This is a genomic window from Streptomyces lacaronensis (assembly GCF_047337785.1).
Lineage (GTDB): Bacteria > Actinomycetota > Actinomycetes > Streptomycetales > Streptomycetaceae > Streptomyces > Streptomyces lycopersici.
The window spans coordinates 11,844,429-11,861,159 of the sequence record NZ_JBLHDK010000003.1; the positions used below are offsets into that span (position 1 = coordinate 11,844,429).

General features: G+C 68.4%; 13 protein-coding genes and 1 pseudogene. 7 read left to right on the forward strand and 7 right to left on the reverse strand.

Annotation, left to right across the window (positions count from 1 at the left end):
* Positions 1-35: 35 nt before the first annotated feature.
* Genes ACMTAK_RS50850 through ACMTAK_RS50865 form a run of 4 tightly spaced genes read right to left on the reverse strand, consistent with a single transcriptional unit; the run spans position 36 to position 6,019 of the window.
* Complete coding sequence (locus tag ACMTAK_RS50850) at positions 36-1,676, reverse strand: ATP-binding cassette domain-containing protein (RefSeq protein WP_413812486.1); 1,641 nt, start codon at positions 1,674-1,676, stop codon at positions 36-38.
* The gene (locus ACMTAK_RS50855) at positions 1,673-3,400 is read right to left on the reverse strand and encodes an ABC transporter ATP-binding protein/permease (RefSeq protein WP_413812487.1); all 1,728 of its coding nucleotides are present in this window, start codon (positions 3,398-3,400) and stop codon (positions 1,673-1,675) included. Before ACMTAK_RS50855 ends, ACMTAK_RS50850 begins: the two co-directional genes overlap by 4 nt.
* On the reverse strand, positions 3,397-4,659 hold the full coding sequence (locus tag ACMTAK_RS50860; protein ID WP_413812488.1) for a cytochrome d ubiquinol oxidase subunit II: 1,263 nt from the start codon (positions 4,657-4,659) through the stop codon (positions 3,397-3,399). Before ACMTAK_RS50860 ends, ACMTAK_RS50855 begins: the two co-directional genes overlap by 4 nt.
* On the reverse strand, positions 4,652-6,019 hold the full coding sequence (locus ACMTAK_RS50865) for a cytochrome ubiquinol oxidase subunit I (RefSeq protein WP_413812489.1): 1,368 nt from the start codon (positions 6,017-6,019) through the stop codon (positions 4,652-4,654). The genes ACMTAK_RS50860 and ACMTAK_RS50865 overlap by 8 nt, the downstream gene beginning before the upstream one ends.
* 393 nt (positions 6,020-6,412) lie before the next feature.
* On the opposite strand from ACMTAK_RS50865, the gene ACMTAK_RS50870 reads away from it, so the two are divergent.
* Together ACMTAK_RS50870 and ACMTAK_RS50875 are read left to right on the forward strand one after the other, a co-directional pair.
* Positions 6,413-7,498 carry an LLM class flavin-dependent oxidoreductase gene (locus tag ACMTAK_RS50870; RefSeq protein WP_413812490.1) on the forward strand — a complete coding sequence of 362 codons (1,086 nt, stop codon included), beginning with the start codon at positions 6,413-6,415 and terminating at the stop codon, positions 7,496-7,498.
* Complete coding sequence (locus tag ACMTAK_RS50875) at positions 7,495-8,109, forward strand: FMN reductase (protein WP_413812491.1); 615 nt, start codon at positions 7,495-7,497, stop codon at positions 8,107-8,109. Before ACMTAK_RS50870 ends, ACMTAK_RS50875 begins: the two co-directional genes overlap by 4 nt.
* Positions 8,110-8,131: 22 nt before the next feature.
* Here ACMTAK_RS50875 and ACMTAK_RS50880 read toward each other — a convergent pair whose 3' ends face one another.
* Entirely contained in the window at positions 8,132-8,938 is an 807-nt protein-coding gene (locus tag ACMTAK_RS50880) for a helix-turn-helix transcriptional regulator (protein ID WP_413812492.1), read from the reverse strand.
* 94 nt (positions 8,939-9,032) lie between these two features.
* Here ACMTAK_RS50880 and ACMTAK_RS50885 point away from each other — a divergent pair, with 94 nt between their 5' ends.
* The 5 genes and pseudogenes from ACMTAK_RS50885 to ACMTAK_RS50905 all read left to right on the forward strand — a co-directional run bounded on the left by ACMTAK_RS50885 (position 9,033) and on the right by ACMTAK_RS50905 (position 15,113).
* Positions 9,033-9,242, forward strand: a complete 210-nt coding sequence (locus ACMTAK_RS50885) for a hypothetical protein (protein ID WP_413812493.1) — start codon at positions 9,033-9,035, stop codon at positions 9,240-9,242.
* A 1,356-nt stretch (positions 9,243-10,598) separates the two neighbouring features.
* On the forward strand, positions 10,599-12,800 hold the full coding sequence (locus ACMTAK_RS50890) for a helix-turn-helix domain-containing protein (RefSeq protein ID WP_413812494.1): 2,202 nt from the start codon (positions 10,599-10,601) through the stop codon (positions 12,798-12,800).
* Between the two features lie 39 nt (positions 12,801-12,839).
* A complete protein-coding gene (locus ACMTAK_RS50895; RefSeq protein WP_413812495.1) occupies positions 12,840-13,136 on the forward strand; it encodes a GNAT family N-acetyltransferase in 297 nt (98 codons plus the stop codon).
* Between the two features lie 8 nt (positions 13,137-13,144).
* A complete protein-coding gene (locus ACMTAK_RS50900; protein WP_413812496.1) occupies positions 13,145-14,179 on the forward strand; it encodes an AraC-like ligand-binding domain-containing protein in 1,035 nt (344 codons plus the stop codon).
* Between the two features lie 140 nt (positions 14,180-14,319).
* A pseudogene (locus tag ACMTAK_RS50905) lies at positions 14,320-15,113 on the forward strand (IS5 family transposase).
* Positions 15,114-15,124: 11 nt separating this feature from the next.
* Here the strand turns inward: ACMTAK_RS50905 and ACMTAK_RS50910 are convergent.
* Positions 15,125-15,541, reverse strand: coding sequence for a hypothetical protein (locus ACMTAK_RS50910; protein ID WP_413812497.1), 417 nt, complete (start codon positions 15,539-15,541; stop codon positions 15,125-15,127).
* A gap of 179 nt (positions 15,542-15,720) precedes the next feature.
* On the reverse strand, positions 15,721-16,710 hold the full coding sequence (locus ACMTAK_RS50915) for a pirin family protein (protein ID WP_413812498.1): 990 nt from the start codon (positions 16,708-16,710) through the stop codon (positions 15,721-15,723).
* Positions 16,711-16,731 lie beyond the last annotated feature (21 nt).

Here is a 16,731-nt window from a genome sequence, read left to right on the forward strand (position 1 = left end):
ATGTCTCCGGCAGCTGTCCGCCATGGTCGGTCCTGCTAGGCCACCGACTCGGGACGGAGCGGCCGTTCGGCGGCCTGGCCCAGCCGGACGACGAGGGTCGGTGTCCGCTTCAGTACGCCAAGGTCCTGCTCCTGCAGGGTAATCACCAACGCGGTCTCGGGCAGCGCCTCGGCCAGTGCGGCCAGCAGCGCCTCGGCGGTGGGGCGGTCCAGGCCAGCCACCGGTTCGTCGAGCAGCAGGACCGGAGGACGCCTCAGTACGGCGCGTGCCGTGGCAAGGCGCCTCCGCTGACCCTGGGACAGCAGACGTCCGCCCGGGCCAACCGGTGTGTCGAGCGGCAAGGCCGACAGGCCGACGGGTTCCAGTGCGCGCCGTAGAGCGGTGGTGTCGGCCGACGGTGCCGCCTGACGCAGATTCGCCGCGACGGTGTCGTCGGCCAGCCAGTCGTCGGCCTCGACGAGGGTGACCGTCTCCGCGACGGTCTGGGCGGGCAGATCGTGCAGCGGTGTGCCGTCGAGGAGGACTGTGCCTGCGGGAGCAGGTATGCGCCCCGCGAGTCGGCCGAGCAGTGTGGACTTCCCACTGCCGTTCGGACCGGTAACGAGAATCATGCCGGGGCCTTCTACGGTCATGGTGAGTTCCGCGGTCGAGTCCATGAGAGGGAGGCCCATGGTTTCGACGGAGCGAGCGGTCGGCCGCTGCTTCCGACCTGCGGGCTGATCGTCGGCCGCGAGGGCGGCGAGGCGGCCGGCCGCGTCCCCCGCCTGAGTCATCTCCTGCATCAGCCGAGGAAGCCTCTCCAAAAGCTCCCACCCGGCGGCTACCAACAACACCTCACCCACCACGACCGCGATCGGCCGGGCAGGCGCGGCGCACCAGGCGACGACCAGCACCGCCGCCTGCCCCAGCGCGGCAAGAAGACGCAACGCCAGTCGTCCATGCCGCTCGGCCCGGGCGGCGGCCCACTCTGCGGACTCGACGGCGGCCATGGCGTTCGCTGCCGTTTGTCGCGCCTGGGGCACGGCGTCCAGACACCGCAGTTCATTGAAGGCGGCCCGACTGCCGAGCAGCACGGTACGGTGCGCGGCCCTGGCCTCGGCGGCGCCGGCGAGGTGGGTGCGCCCACGGCGGTGGGCTTGCCGGGCACAGGCGAAGCCGACTGCCCAGACGACCAGTTCGGCCGCCCCCATGACCGGCATGGCCCACAGCAGCAGGATCTCGACCAGGCACGCGGTTGTGATCGCCGACATCAATGGCGCGATGGCGTTCGCGGGCAGGCCCGCGACGGTCTCCACATCGGCGGTGAGCCGGGTCAGCAGTATCCCGTCGCGTTGCCCGCGCAGCTCATGAGGCGTGAGGAGGGCAGCGCCGCGGGCCAGTCGAGCACGCAGGGTCACCTGGATGGCGAGCAGCGTCCGGTGGTTGACCAGGCGTTCGAGGTAGCGGAGCCCGGTGCGGGTCAGGGCCAGTGCCCGGACGGCGCTCGAGGGGTACATCCAGGACCACGTGGTGTTGGCCTGGAGGGTGACCACGGCACAGGTCGTCAGGAACCAGCCGGACACACCGAGCAGTGCGGCGCCGCTGAGTTCCGCCGCCGCGGCCAACAGTGTGCCGGTCAGGAGGGCGCGGCGCGGAGCCGCCGTACGCAGCAGCCGCCAGGCGCTGATCCGGTTCACTGGGCTCTCCCGTGGTCCAGCGTGATGACGTGGTCCGCCAGTTGCAGCAGCCCGGGACTGTGGGTGGCGAGCAGGACCGTACGGTCGCGGGTCAGCGTGCGCAGCGCGGACAGCACGCGTTGCTCCGCTTCCGGGTCGAGGTGTGCGGTGGGTTCGTCCAGGCACAGCAGGGGCACGTCCCGCAGCAACGCCCGGATGAGGGAGAGCTGTTGGGACTGGCCGGAGGACAGGCCGGTGCCGCGTTCGCCGAGCGGTGTGTCCAGTCCCTGCGGCACTGCGGCGAGGAGGTCTTCGAAGCCGAGGGAGGCGACGGCGTTCAGGAGGTCGTGGTCGCTCGCTGTGGGCCGGGCCAGGAGAAGGTTCTCGCGCAGGGTGCCGGGCAGCAGGTGCGCGGGCTGGCCCACCCAGGCGACCCGGCTGGGGTCGGCGGGAACGGGCCGGCCGTCCAGTAGGTGGAGCGTGCGTCCACCGTGCGGGGTGTACAGCCCGGCCGCAACGGCGAGCAGCGTGGATTTGCCGGCTCCGCTGGGGCCGGTGATGGCGAGGCACCGGCTCGGCGCGAGCTGCACGCTGATCCGGTCCAGCGCGGGTGCCTCCCGGCCGGCGTGATGGACCGTGACGGCTTCCAGGCGCACCCCGGGTGGCGCCACGGCCCGCCGGGTCGGTCGGTCAGGCGGCACCACGGTCTCGCGGTACGCGTCCAGAACCGGCGCCAGCAGGCCGGCGGCGGCGGTCGCCCGGGCGCGGGCGTGGTAGCCGGCAGCCAGGTCCCGGGCCGGCGCGAAGTAGGCGGGCACCAGGATGAGGACGAACAGCGCGGCGGACAGGCTCATGTGGTCCGGTACGACGGGCAGGTCCAGGTAATCGAGCAGGACCAGGCCGCAGTAGGTCGCCACCACGGCGAGGGTGCCGGTGATGAGCAGTTCGACCCATGCGGTCGACAGGAAGGCGATCCGCAGCACCTTCTCGGTGCGACCGGCGACCTCCCGGTCGTGCCCGGCCAGCGACTCGGCCGCCTGGTCATGGGCCCCGAGCCCGACCAGGGTGGGCAGCCCGCGCAGATGGTCCAGCAGGCGGTACTGGTGCGTGCGGATCGCCGCCAGTTGGGCGCGTACGGCGGTCTGCGTGCCCAGGCCGATGACCTTCAGGTTGGCCGGCAGCAGTGGCGTGGCGGCCAGCACGAGCAGGGCGACGAACCAGCTGCGGGAGGCGATCGCGGCCAGGGTGAGGCCGCTGCCGAGCAGCATGGTGGTCCGCGCGGGCAGATAGTCGGTGAGCCAGTCGGTCAGCTGACCGATCTCGCCGTCGACGGCCTGGACCAGTGCGGCATCGTCCAGGTCGGTGGGGGCCGGTCCCTGTGCGGGTAGCGCCGTGTCGATGAGCCGGCCGCGCAGGGTCTCGCGTACGGTGCGGGCGCCGCGCGCGGCCGCCGTGTCGCCCGCGGCCAGCAGTACGGCGCGCAGGGCCACGCCGACCGCTATCAGCAGGGCGGGCGGCAGTACGGCGGACGTGGGGCCGCCGTGGAGTGCGGACAGACCGCGCTGGGCGCCCCAGGAGAGCCCGCCCGCCCAGATGACCGTGCCGAGCTGGGCCGCGCCGCGCAGCAGTCCTGCGCGGCGCAGCTCCCGCCGGCCGACGGCCGCCCATTCCTTCAACCGGGCGGGCGCCGGGTCCGCGGCCCGGTCCGCGGCCAGTTCCTCCAGGAGCACGGCGGTGGTGCTCACGAGGGGGTCTCCGCCTCGATGTCCGCGTGGAAGTATCCGGCGCGCCGGTCCCGGCGGTCGCCCATGATCCAGGCGGCCAGCGCCGCGCAGCTCAGGACGGTGACACCGACCGGGCCGATCCAGGCGGCCACACCGCCGAACACATCCTGGGACAGGGCCGTCGCCAGGACGCCGAGTACCACCAGCAGGGTCCGTCGCACGATCGTCCGCAGGGTGCCGGAGGGCGCGGGGGAGACCGCCAAGGGGTGGGTACGGGCGTGCAGCGGTGGGATCGGACGCTCCACCGGATCGGTGTACTTGCCGCGGAAGCTCCGCCACGCGTAGACGTTGTAGGCCAGTACGAACGGTATGCACAGCCCGACGCCCAGGACCAGGAAGAGCTGCGAGGAGTACGGGCTCGCAACCTGATGGACGGTCAGTCCGGGCGGTACGACGACCGGTACGGAAACCACCGCCAGGCCCAGCAGCCCACAGGCCGTCATCGTGGCCACGGCGGCGAACGGCAGCCAATCGGGGCGACGGCCGAAGCCGTACCAGGCGATGGCACCGGCCACGACAGCGGCGACGACCGTAAGCCAGAACAGCACCGCCCGCACAGGCTGGTCCATCTGCAACGGCTGCGGGTCCGCGCTCGGCAGCAGCAGGCCGAGTACGACCGCCATGACCGCGGTGACCACCAGCAGCGACCGTCCGGTGCGGCGGGCGTCCGACCGTGACCAGCCCTCGGTCTTGTCCTGCAGCCAGGCGGCCCCGGCCAGCAGATAGACGGCGACCAGACCGAGCGCGCACAGCACGCCGTAGCCGCTGAGCCAGTCGAATGCCCCACCCTGGAAGGCACCGTTCCGCTGGTGCGGGCCGGTGAGCACGGCGCCGAGGACGAGACCTTGGCACACGGTGGCGGCGAACGACGCCCCGCCGAACAACAACGCCCAACCCCGCCGGTAGCCACCGGCCGCGCTCTGCATCTCCAGGCCGAGACCGCGCAGGATGATGGCGACCAGCATGCCGATCAACGGCAGATAGACACCGGGCAGAACCACGGCGTAGGCGCCCGGCAGGCCGGCCCAGAGCACGACGCCGGCCAGGATGATCCAGCTTTCGTTGGCGTCCCAGGCGGTGGCGACGATCTCGCTGTACTCCCGTCGGCGCTCCGGCCGGGCCGTCAGGCTGAGCATGCCCACGCCAAGATCGTAGCCGTCGAGGACGACGTACATGGCGAGTGAGAAGAGGGCCAGAGTGTAACTGGCGTACTCAAGCAACGAGGGCCTCCGATGCGTCGGACGAGGCGGGCCCGGTGGGCAGTGCCTCGGGGCCGGCCTTGACCGTGCGGACGATGTAGCGGGCCCAGATGGCCAGCAGGGTGACGTAGAGCAGGACGAAACCGGCCAGGCTGGCGGCGACTTCGAAGGTGGACAGGTGCGAGACAGCGTCGGCGGTGCGCAATTGGCCGTAGACGACCCAGGGCTGGCGGCCCGTCTCAGCGACGATCCAGCCGCCGGTGATGGCGATGATCCCGGCCGGGGTCATCCACACCATCCACCGCAGAAAGCGCGGGGAGTCGAACAGGCGCCGCCGCATGCGCAGGACGACGCCCGCGAAGGCCGTGCCGAACATGAGCAGCGCGGTGAAGTACATCGCCCGGAAACCGTAGAAGGTGGTCCATATGTTGGGGCGCTCGTCGGGCGGGGTCTGGAGCAGTCCGGGCGTCGTCGTCTTGCCGCTGAGGTCCTGGGCGATGACCGACCCGAGATAGGGAATCTCGACGTGCAGTCGGTTCTCGCCCTTGTCGGTGTCGGGAACGATGAGCAGGTTGTAGCCGTTGTTGTCGCTCTTCCAGTTGCCCTCGAACGCCTCGAGCTTGGGGAGCTGGTGCTGGCCCATGTAGACCGCCGTGCCGTCTCCCACGTACAGCTGCACCGGCATCAGCACTCCCAGCACGCCGAGCGCGATGGACAGACAGCGGCGGGCCATGGGCTGGGCGTGGACCCGGTTCTTCACCAGGTACCAGGCGGAGATCCCGCCGACGAACCAGGCGGCGCTGATCAGCACGGCCAGCAGCATGTGCGGGAAGCGGTGGGCGAAGGCGGGGTTGAACAGGATGCTGATCCAGTCCCTGGCCTGGAACTGGCCGGCGACCTTCTGGTAGCCGACGGGGTCCTGCATCCAGCTGTTGGCCGACAGGATCCAGGTCGTGGACAGCAGCGTTCCGAAGGCGACCATCCAGCTGGCCAGGGCCATGGTGCGCGGGCGGATCCGCCCGTCCCCATAGAGCATCAGGCCGATGAACCCCGCCTCCAGGAAGAAGGCGGTGATCACTTCCATGCCGATGGTGACACCGATGATCGGACCGACCGCGTGGGCGTACGTGCCCCAGTTGAGGCCGAACTCGAATGTCATCACCGTGCCCGCGACGACGCCCAGGCCGAAGCCGACAGCGAAGATCTTCTTCCAGAACCGGAAGATCTGCAGGTACAGGGGATTCCCGGTGCGTACGTAGACCGTGTACACGACGGCGAGGAGCACGGAGAGGCCGACGGTGAGCGCGGGGAAGGTCATATGGAAGATCGCGGTGATCGCGAACTGCCATCGGGACAGTTCGACGACGGTTGACGAGTCCATGGGTACTCCCGGGAAGGCAGCGGTTCTGGCGGGGGCTCGCGCAGGTTCAGTCCCGTGCGAGGGGAGGCTTCAGGCACGGACTGCCCTGGTCGGCCTTCGCCGACTGTCGCGTGGCGGGTCCGCCGCGACGGCCGTGCCGGGCCGGAGGAGGGGACGCGGTCGCCACCCTGTGACACAGACACGCTAGACAGCCGACCGGGTACGACGATTGCCTCCGAGCGCCCCTGCACTTGCCTGATGCTGCACACTTGCGATCGCACAGACAGCGGCCTGAGACGCGGGCCGGGAGAGGGCGCTGACGGGCAAGTTCCTCTGCACGCACAGGCATGACGGCCGTCCGGCGAGTGCCTACATTTCCGGCGTCCACTCAGTTGCCGGAACGAAGAGGCACCCATGCAGTTCGGAATTTTCTCGGTGGGGGACGTGACCCCCGACCCGACCAACGGCCGTACCCCGTCGGAGCACGAACGCATCAAGGCGATGGTCGCCATCGCACTGAAGGCGGACGAGGTCGGCCTGGACGTCTTCGCGACCGGCGAGCACCACAACCCGCCGTTCGTGCCGTCGTCCCCGACCACGATGCTCGGCTACATCGCCGCCCGTACCGAGAAGCTGATCCTTTCCACCGCCACGACGCTGATCACCACCAACGACCCAGTGAAGATCGCCGAGGACTATGCGATGCTCCAGCACCTGGCCGACGGCCGGGTCGACCTGATGATGGGGCGCGGCAACACCGGTCCGGTGTATCCGTGGTTCGGGCAGGACATCCGGCAGGGCATCAACCTCGCCAAGGAGAACTACGCGCTGCTGCGCCGGCTGTGGCGCGAGGACGTCGTGAACTGGGAGGGGAAGTTCCGCACGCCTCTGCAGGGCTTCACGTCCACACCCCGGCCGCTGGACGGCGTACCGCCGTTCGTCTGGCACGGCTCGATCCGCTCGCCCGAGATCGCCGAGCAGGCGGCTTTCTACGGCGACGGCTTCTTCCACAACAACATCTTCTGGCCTGCCGACCACACGAGGCAGATGGTCCAGCTGTACCGGCGGCGGTACGCCCACCACGGTCACGGCCGGCCCGAGGACGCCATCGTCGGCCTCGGCGGACAGGTGTTCATGCGTAAGAACTCCCAGAACGCCGTACGGGAGTTCCGGCCCTACTTCGACAACGCGCCCGTCTACGGGCACGGCCCCTCGCTGGAGGAGTTTACCGAGCAGACTCCGCTTACGGTGGGCTCTCCTCAGCAGGTCATCGAGCGGACGCTGTCCTTCCGTGCGACCGTCGGCGACTACCAGCGGCAGCTGTTCCTGATGGATCACGCGGGGCTGCCGCTGAAGACCGTCCTGGAGCAGCTCGACATCCTTGGCGAAGAGGTGGTGCCCGTCCTGCGGAAGGAGTTCGCGATTGGCCGCTCTGCCGACGTTCCGGACGCGCCCACACACGAGTCTCTGCGGGCCGTTCAGGAGGTGTCCGCCGCATGAAGCTCGTCGCCGTATCCGCGGGGCTGAGCACCCCGTCCTCCACACGCCTGCTCGCCGACCGTCTCGCCGAATCGGCCCGTGGCGAGCTCGCCACTCAGGGCCACGACGTGGAGACCGAGGTCATCGAGCTGCGGGAACTGGCCGTCGCCGTCGCCAACAACCTCCTGACCGGCTTTCCGTCTCCCCAACTGGCCGCCGCGATCGACGCGGTGACGTCCGCCCAGGGCCTGATCGCCGTGACCCCCGTGTTCACCGCCTCCTACAGCGGGCTGTTCAAGTCCTTCTTCGACCTGATCGACCCGGACGCCCTCACCGGGAAGCCGGTGCTCGTCGCGGCGACGGGAGGCACGGCCCGCCACTCCCTGGTCCTGGAACACGCCCTGCGCCCGCTCTTCGCCTACCTGCGCGCCACCGTAGTGGCCACCGCCGTGTACGCGGCGTCCGAGGACTGGGGATCCGGCGGCGACGAGTACACCGAGGGGCTGCCCGCGCGCATACGGCGGGCGGGCGGCGAGCTGGCCGGCCTCATGGCCGCCCGCCCGGTCGAGGAGACACCCGAGGACGACGTCACCGCACTCGAACGGCAGCTCGCCGACCTGCGCTTCGATTGACCTGACCGACTGTATGGGGCTCTCATCCGTCCAGCTGGAGCTTCTCCCGCAACTGGCGACGGGATGAGATCCCCAGCTTGGGATAGATCCGGTACAGGTGTGCTCCGACGGTGCGGTGGGAGAGGTAGAGCTGCTGGCCGATCTCGCGGTTGGAGAGCCCCGTCGCGGCCATCTGAGCGATCTGCAGGTCCTGCGGCGAGAGCAGATCCCAGTCCGTGGGCATGCTCTGCGTGCCCCCCTCGCCCGCGGCGCGGAGTTCCTGGCATGCGCGCTCGTGCCACGGCCGGGCCCCAGCGAGACGAAGGAACCCCCTGGCGATCCGTAGCGGCGCCCGGGACTCCATCACCCGGCGTCTACGGCGTAGCCATGTGCCGTAAGCGAGGGGAAGGCGGGCCCGCGTGAAGGGATCCAGGGACAGGTCCAGATCGAGCGCGGACCGGAATGACGCCTCGGCATCCTCGTCGTCGGCCGGGAGGGCATGCGCGAACCCCAGGTTCGCCCTGATCAGCGCCGCCGTCGTGGCCGCGGCCGAGGCGTCGAGCCGGCTGAGGGCGTCGCGCGCCATTGCCCTGTCCTCGACTTCAACGGCGGCCTCGGCGAGCGCCGCGATGGCGATGATCTGGAGAAAGGCATGGTGTGCGGGGTCCGTGCGGTCGAAGACCCGCCACACGCTGGCGAACGCCTCTACGTGACGGCCGGTCGCGAGTCCGATCATGCCGCGCGTGATTTGGATGAAGGCGAGGTGGGAGGGATTCGCCACGGAGAGAGCCTGGCGTTCGGCCTGTTCTAGGGCGGTCTGCGCCGTCTCCAGGTCCCCGAGCACCAGCATCGTCGCGCTGCCGCGCGCAGAAGCCGCAGCGCGAGTGCGGGATCACCGGCGTCTGTCGCCTTCTCCGCCGTGGTGAGGTGCAGACGCGGGACGCTTGTCGACACATCGACTTCTGTTCCCTCGCGCACCAGCACCGTGCGACCTGGGCATCTCCGGCACCGACGACAACCCGGCCGCGATCTCCCGTACCAAGGGCAACATCGAGCTGTTCATCCGCGGCCGCGACAACCACCTCTACCGCCGCGCCTACACCGCCGACGCCGACGAACTCAATGACAACGGCGGCGTGACCGACCCCAGCTGACCACCCCTGAGCTCCGCTGGTCGGCCTCCGGACCCGGATGCCGACCAGCAGGACTTTACGCCGCGGGGGCGTCTCCGCTGCCGTAAAGGCGGTGGCGAGGGCCCGCTCAGGCGGTCTGTGCGAGCCGGCCCCGCCGGGGTGTCGGCGGTTCGGCCCGGCGAGCGGGCTTGCGGGTGAGGCGGCGGGTTGTGGGCCTGATCGCAGCCCAGAGCGCCGGGGATCACAAACCGGCCGCACCCTCGCGCCCGCCAAGTACAATGCTCACAGCTCGCCGACTAGAGCGCTCACTCGTCAACTACGGCGCCTGGCCGATCCCTTCACCGAGCAGGTTGAGCGTGGCCAGAGCGATCACGAAGGGCTGTGGGGCACTCGTGGGCGACGACTCGGCCATTCCGAACGCCCCCAGCAGTGCTTCGGCCTGAACCGGCGGCAGCTCCGGAACACCTCCAGCATCGTCTGCGTCAGCTGGTACAGCCCGGCAAAGGGCAGATGGTCTCGGCCTCCACGCCAGTCGCGGTGAGCACGGTGACACCCGAGCGCTCCGCCCGGCGCGCGGCCCGTGGCAGGAGGGCGGACTTGCCGATGCCGGGAGCGCCGCGGAGGCCGTGGTCTTGCCATCGCCGCGGCGGCACAGGTGGGGTTTCGCCAGTGCCGCTCACTTCAGCCGGGATTTCCAGGCTGCTTATCGCATGGCCCCAGTGAGTGGCGCGACATCCACGGAACGGCGTCGCGCGTCCGAGTTCTTGTGAGACCCGTCAATCCGGTAAAGTCCGCGTTCGCTTCTTCTTTCTCGGACAACACCTCGTACGTTCTTCGACAAGGCGCCCCATGGGAAGTTTTAGGTTGTTCTCAACGAAATCACCCCTGAGGGACCCGAAGAGCGGGGTCCGAAATGAGCAAGCCGTTTTCCGGTGCCGCCGACGAGATCTCGGTCACCCACGAAGTGGTAGTACACGTCGTCGTCGCGGATCAGTGACCGACATCACTGCCCTCGGAGCTGCGCTGCGGCAGGACGGATCCCTACGCCGTGGGCCTCTCCTTCGGGGCGATGTCGACCGGCACGGTCGACTGGGCGTTCGCCCACCCGATCTCGTGCCACCGGGCACGGAGGACCTCCACATCGACATGACCGGGTCGTCGCCGAGTTCATGGCGGGAAGCGACTGACGGATCGGCTCGGGTGGCGCGGCCGTTTCTCACATTGTGGAATATTTGCCCACAGGGTTGCCATTGTCTGTACAAAGGGGTCTTCGAGAGAGGGACTCCGCATGACTGAACGGCTTCAGCAAGCCCCCGCCCCGGCAGTGAGGCGCTCCAGGGGCTCGTCGACGAGCCCGCGGAGGAGCTCGACCGGTCTGTGGCGATCGACGACCCGCTGGTCAGAATGATCCGCACGAGTCGGCACTTCGGCGGAGAGGACCCCGTGCGCGTCCGCACGATGCCGCAGGGCAGAGCCGACAGGGAGGTCATCCGGTATGTCCTCGCGCAGGGCGTGGCCCAGTGGTCTGAGCCTGGGTTCATCGACGGCCGGGATGATCTGGGACCGCTGCCCCGTTACGTCGTGCCCCTCCGTGAGTGTGGTCACCTCCTCCACCTGATGATGATCTTGTCGCAGCGGGTACTGACAGAGCAGGAGATGGAGGCCATCACGCGAGCAGTCCGCGTCATGACCGCGCAAATGTACGCGGAACACCTTGAGGCCGACACCGAGCAGAGTGACGCGCGGGACCTGCTGCTCGAACTGCTCGGCACCAGCCCGGCAGCGCGCGACGCGGCGCGGCAGCGGGCGCTGGACAGTGGGCTGCTGAAGGAGATGCCGTACGCCGTGTTCAGCGCCATCCAGGTGGCCCGGGGACAGGAGCCTCCGGGGCAGACCGAGGTAGCCCTCCACGGCGCTGCGGAAAGGTTCCTGCAGACGCATTCGGCGCACGGCACCATGGCGATCGAGCAGGACCGCGCGATCCTGCTGCAAGTGCGCGACCGGCCCTCGGACCCGGACGAACTCGGCGAGCAGTCCAGACGCGTCATCGAGGCGCTCCGCGCCTTCCTCGACGCGTCGGCCGCTCCTGTGGGCGTCTCGGTGTGGTGGAGCTTCGTGGACCAGTACGGGACCGGCCGGGTCCGACGGTTCGTCGCCGTCGACCAGCACGCGGCCGTTACGGCGGTTCCCTGGATGACGGTCGAGGAGCAGCAGGACTCCGGCGCCATCTTCGACATGGCGGGACTCATGGAACTCGGTGCGGCGCTCGCCGGCCCGGATGGCGAGAAGACGCGTCAAGACTTCGTGCCCGGCATGTTCTCCGGCGCCCCGGATCCCGAGATGCTGGCCTTCATCGCCGAGCAGATCACATCGACGCCGCCCTACGGCGGCGTCTCCCTGCTGTTCGATCACTGTGCACAGGACTGGCGCGATGCCCTTCCCAGGATCGATGTGCCGACACTGCTGATCGGCTGCGACGGAAGCCATGTGAATCCCGGTTCGCGGCGCTTCATCGCCGAGCAGATTCCGGACGCACGCCTTCACGTCTTCCCGACCGATGTGGCAAGCTCACATCTTCCTTTCCTCGAAAACCCTTCCGCCTTCAATGTCGTGGTGGAGAAGTTCCTGGCGCCGAAATTTAGACTTCGGCCCCTGGGTGAACATCCGGTTGGAGTTCTCATGACCCAGTCCTTTACGACACGTGTGCCAAAGACAGGGGATGAGCAAGCACCCGATCCCTTTTTTCCTTCTGGTTGCGGGGTTATTCGGATTCTTTCCGAAATGCCCGACGGTGGTGATGATGAATTCCTGTACCTGGGAATGCATGTCCGTGGGTCGGTCGCGATCACCAGGGCTGGTGGCAAGGTTTTCCTGGAGCCGAGTGACGTTGTTTTCTGCCATCCGGATCGGCGTCACTTCTTGCAGTTCGGCGAGGACTGCCAGATGAGGTTCTTCCGTATACCCCGCCGCTACTTGAGCGTTTCGGAGTCGGACCTGGACCGTATCCTGGGTGTGCCGGTGCGGCACGATGAGGGCATAGGCGCGCTGGTTTCGGACTTCATGTCCGGGCTCGCCGCCGAGGCGGAGTTCCACCGGTCGACGATCGTCGACCGGCTCGCCCGCAGTGCCGTGGATCTCCTCGCCGTCCTCGTCATGGAACTTCTTCGGACGGAGGCGGCAGAGGAGACGAGCGGTGCATCGAAGGCCGGCAGTGAGATGCTGTCCCGGATTCGGATCTTCATCGAAGAGCATCTGACGGAGCCGGACCTGTCACCGGAAGCGATCGCACGCGCACACCACATCTCCGTCCGCTACCTGCACAAGCTCTTCCAGAACGACGGCACCTCAGTGAGCCAGTGGGTGCGGCAGCGGAGGCTCGACTCCTGCAGGCACGAGCTGGGTCGGACGTCGAACCGACCGGCCACCGTGGCCGCTGTGGCGCACCGCTGGGGCTTCAGTAGCCCATCGCACTTCAGCCGCACCTTCCGGGACGCCTACGGCATGTCTCCCAGCCAGTGGCAGGCACTGGCGGCGTCGGGCATCGACTCGCCGCTCACCTGCGCGCGGGCTGACGGGTGATCCTCGGCAGCTGACCCGCACCAACCGAAAGACATCCCGATGACCCAGCCTTCCGCCACTCCGGCCGTGGAGCCGAGAGACAACAGGCGCCGTCACGAAATCATCGTCGACGGAAAGCGCGTCGGCCTGACCGCGTACCGCGACCGTGGTGAGCAGCGGGTCTTCTACCACACGGAAGTCGAAGACGCCTTCGTGCCGGTCTGTCGCCATGTGACCAAGTACCTGGACAGGCATGGGGAGTTCAGCGACATCACCGGTCCGGTGACCCCTGAGGTCCTCCAGCGGCTGGATACGGAGTTGGCTGACGGCCGAGTTGATCCACTCACGTCCCTGTAGGAGGTCCCATGCCTGTCGTTCTCTCGACCACGCCACTTTCTCCGTCTCAGCGGGCGGAATGTTGGGACGACGTTGTTTCGAACACCTTCATACCGCTCAGGGTGAAGCTTCTCGAGCGTGAGCCTTCGGCGGGCACCATATCGAGCGAGCGGTTCGGTTCCCTGCAGATATCCGTGGTGCGGGCAGGCCCACAGGTGGTCACACGCGGTCCACGGCTGATCGCCAAGGACGGCGAGGAGCGGATCACTGTCGCACTTCAGCACCGAGGGACCGCCGCGCTCGAACAGGACGGCAGACAGGTTTTCCTGAGGCCTGGCGAGTTCGCCATGTCCGACTCCGGCCGACCCTTCCGGAAGGAACTGGCGGAGGGGTTCAATTTCACAGCGTTTCACCTGCCCCGCAAGGATCTCCGAATACCTGAGCAGGACCTACGGGCGCTGACCGCCACCATCTTCTCGAGTAGCGGAGGCAACAGCGGACTGGTGGCCGCGTACCTGACGCGTCTGGCTCAGAGTATGGGGACCTTCGATGTGTCTGTCCGACGCAGGCTCGGCATCATCGCAACGGATCTCCTGGCATTGCTCGTCCAAGAGCGATCCGGAAAGCTGAACCCGCAGGCGCCGGGATCGGCCCACGCCAAGCTGGCGCTGATCAAGGAATATATCCTTAAAAATCTATCCAATCCCGGAATGTCGCCCGAGGTGATCGCGGCCGTGCACCACGTCTCTGTCCGGTATGTCCACAAGCTCTTCGAGTACGAAGAGACCACAGTGAGCCGCTGGATCCTGCAACAACGGCTGGAAAGGTGCAGGCGGGATCTGTCGCAGGCCTCAGGCCCACACCGCACGGTGGCAGCGGTCGGCCGGCGCTGGGGCCTCGTGAGCCCGAGCCACTTCAGCCGCGTCTTCCGCGCCGCGTATGGAATGTCTCCCCGCGAATGGCAGATGGCCGAGTGGACGCATCAAGGCGGCCTGGGGCAGAAGCGCGGGAGGCCGTCGTTGACGGACTCGGGCCGGCGGGGCGAAGGCACCGGGGCAGCCTGACGGCTCTGGACGACAGTGAGGTCGCCGAGCCAGGGCCGTGGGGGGGCTGTCAAGCGGCCTCCTTTCAAAGGGAGTTACGCCCTCCTCGCACGCGCGGCCTAGGCAGTTTCAGTTTGGATCAGCCGGTCGTTGGTCCGGGTGTGCCGTTGACTGACGCGCAGTGGGGCGGATCGAGCCGTTACTCCCGGACCGGACGCCGAAACGGGGTGGCCGGTGGAGGGATCACCGCGAGGTGATCGACGCCATCGCCTTCACGTTCCAGACCGGAACGCAGTGGGTCCACCTGCCGGAGAAGTACGGCAATTGGCGAGGCGTCTACAACCGGCTGCGGATGTGGGCCATCGACGGCACCTGGGAGCGGATGTTCACGATGCTGATGGCCCAGGCCGACGCCGAAGACGACCTGAACTGGGCCGTCTCGGTGGACTCCACCATCGTGCGGCCCTACCAGCACGCCGCCGAGGCCGCAAAAAAGGGCCCCAGCCGACGAGCCCGACGACCACGCCATCGGACGGTCCCACGGCGGACCGACCACGAAGATCCACCTCGCCGCCGAGACCCGCTGCCGCCCCCTGGCTTTCGTCCTCACCGCCGAACAGGCCGGCGATGCAGCCGCCTTCATCAACGTCATGGCCCGCCTGCGCGTTCCCAGGCGCCGCGGACGCCCCCGGACCAGGCCAGACGCGGTCCTGGCCGACAAGACACCCCATGCAGTTATGGGGTCAAGCACCTGCGCAAGCGCGGCATCCGAGCGGTGATCCCCGCCCCGGCCGAGCAGCAAGGTCACCGACTCCGTCGCGGCAGCCGAGGCGGCAGACCACCGGCCTTCGATCGTGACGCCTACAAGCAGCATCGCACTCGATACGAGAAGACCGCCACCATCTACCTGGCCGGACTCCACATCGCAGGCATCTTCCTCTGGTCCGCCCGGTGATCCGATGGGGACTACGATCTGGCGATCTCTTGCCGGAGCTGGTGGGTGAAGCGACGCAGGAGGTCCAAGGTCTCCCGGAACTCGGCCCGGCGGTCGTCCCTGCCGTCGGTGGGCCGGGTGCTCCAGACCCGACGCGCGAGAGCATCGGCGAGATCGACGGTGTCGCTGGCGCACAGCAGGTAGAGGGCTGAGCGTGCTTCCTGTATCTGGTTCGTCAACTCGTTGGCTCCGGGACCATCGTCACTCAGCTGTGTTTCCTTCAGGTAGTCCAGTAGCTGAACTACGGCCGTGTTGAAGCCGATCCCGGCTTTGAGCTTCTGTTCACGGAGCCACATGCGGTCCTGTCGGCGCGCGGTGAACCACGAACCGAACACCGCCCCTATGAGGCCGATAGCGGCCCCGATGGCCACGGACAGGATGTTCTCCACGGTCAACTCCCCCCGACGTACAGCGCCGCCAGGCTACAGAGGCCGCCGGAGGCGCCGCACTCGACGAGCGCCCGCACATGCCAAGGGTTCGGCGATCCGGCCTAGCTGTGCTGTTCGGAGAGGTTGGTGATGCGGCTGGCTGGGGTGTGGCTGCTGAGGGCAGACGGGTGCGAGTGCACTCAACGGCACGGTGGATTTCCACGCGGTGCGATCACGGCGTTCGGCAGGGCCGGCGCGGGAAGGCGGTTGCCGTCGTATCCCTCGACCGCGCCGAAGCGTTGGGAGGCGTTCTGCCAGTCCTCCCGAGCCCGGACGATCTCTTCATGGTTGCCGCCGATGAAGTTCCACCACATGACGATCTGTTCGCCGAACGGTGTCCCACCGAGCAGGACGGCCCGGGCTCTGTCGTCCGACTCGTTCGTCAATGTCAACGTGTCGTTTCCGGTGTCGGTGTATCCCAACTCCGCAGGGCGCAGAAGCGTGTCGGCCATGCGGACAGGTCCGTGGTCGACGATGAGGCCGTGCTCGAAGCCGGGGTCAACGGCGAACGCGACGGCCGCGCGGGGCTCCAGGACGATCTCGGCACCGAGCAGGGGCGTGAAGGTCGGTACGGGGGAGACGTCCCCGGCGAAGGAGCCCAGGAACACCCTGACCTCGGCTCCGGCGATCCGCACGGGGCCGGGCACGTAGTGCTGGAAATCGCGTTCCGCGTGCCTGTGCTGTTCGGGCAGCGCCACCCACAGCTGGACGCCGTGCAGGACCGTGGTGTGCGCGGTCGAGACCTCCGAGTGGCTGATGCCGTGCCCGCCCGTCATGAGATTCAGCTCGCCCGGCCGTACCAGCGCGTGGCTTCCAAGACTGTCCCGGTGCTCGATCTCCCCGCTGAACAGCCAGCTCACCGTCTGCAGCCCGGTGTGCGGATGCGGGGCGACATCCATGCCACCCGTGACCGCGACATCGTCAGGGCCGTAGTGATCGGCGAAGCACCACGCTCCGATCAGGGTTCGGCCCCGCCGCGGCAGTGTGCGCCGTACCTTCATCGCCCGCGGGCCGCCGAGGGGGACGTCCCGTGGGGCGAGTACGTCGATGTGCGGGACCCCCGCGCTCCGTTCGCCGTCGACCGGTGTTCCGCAGTACAGCTCGGTCGGCTCTGTTTCGACGTTGCGCACCAGGCACCGCCTCCTTTCTTC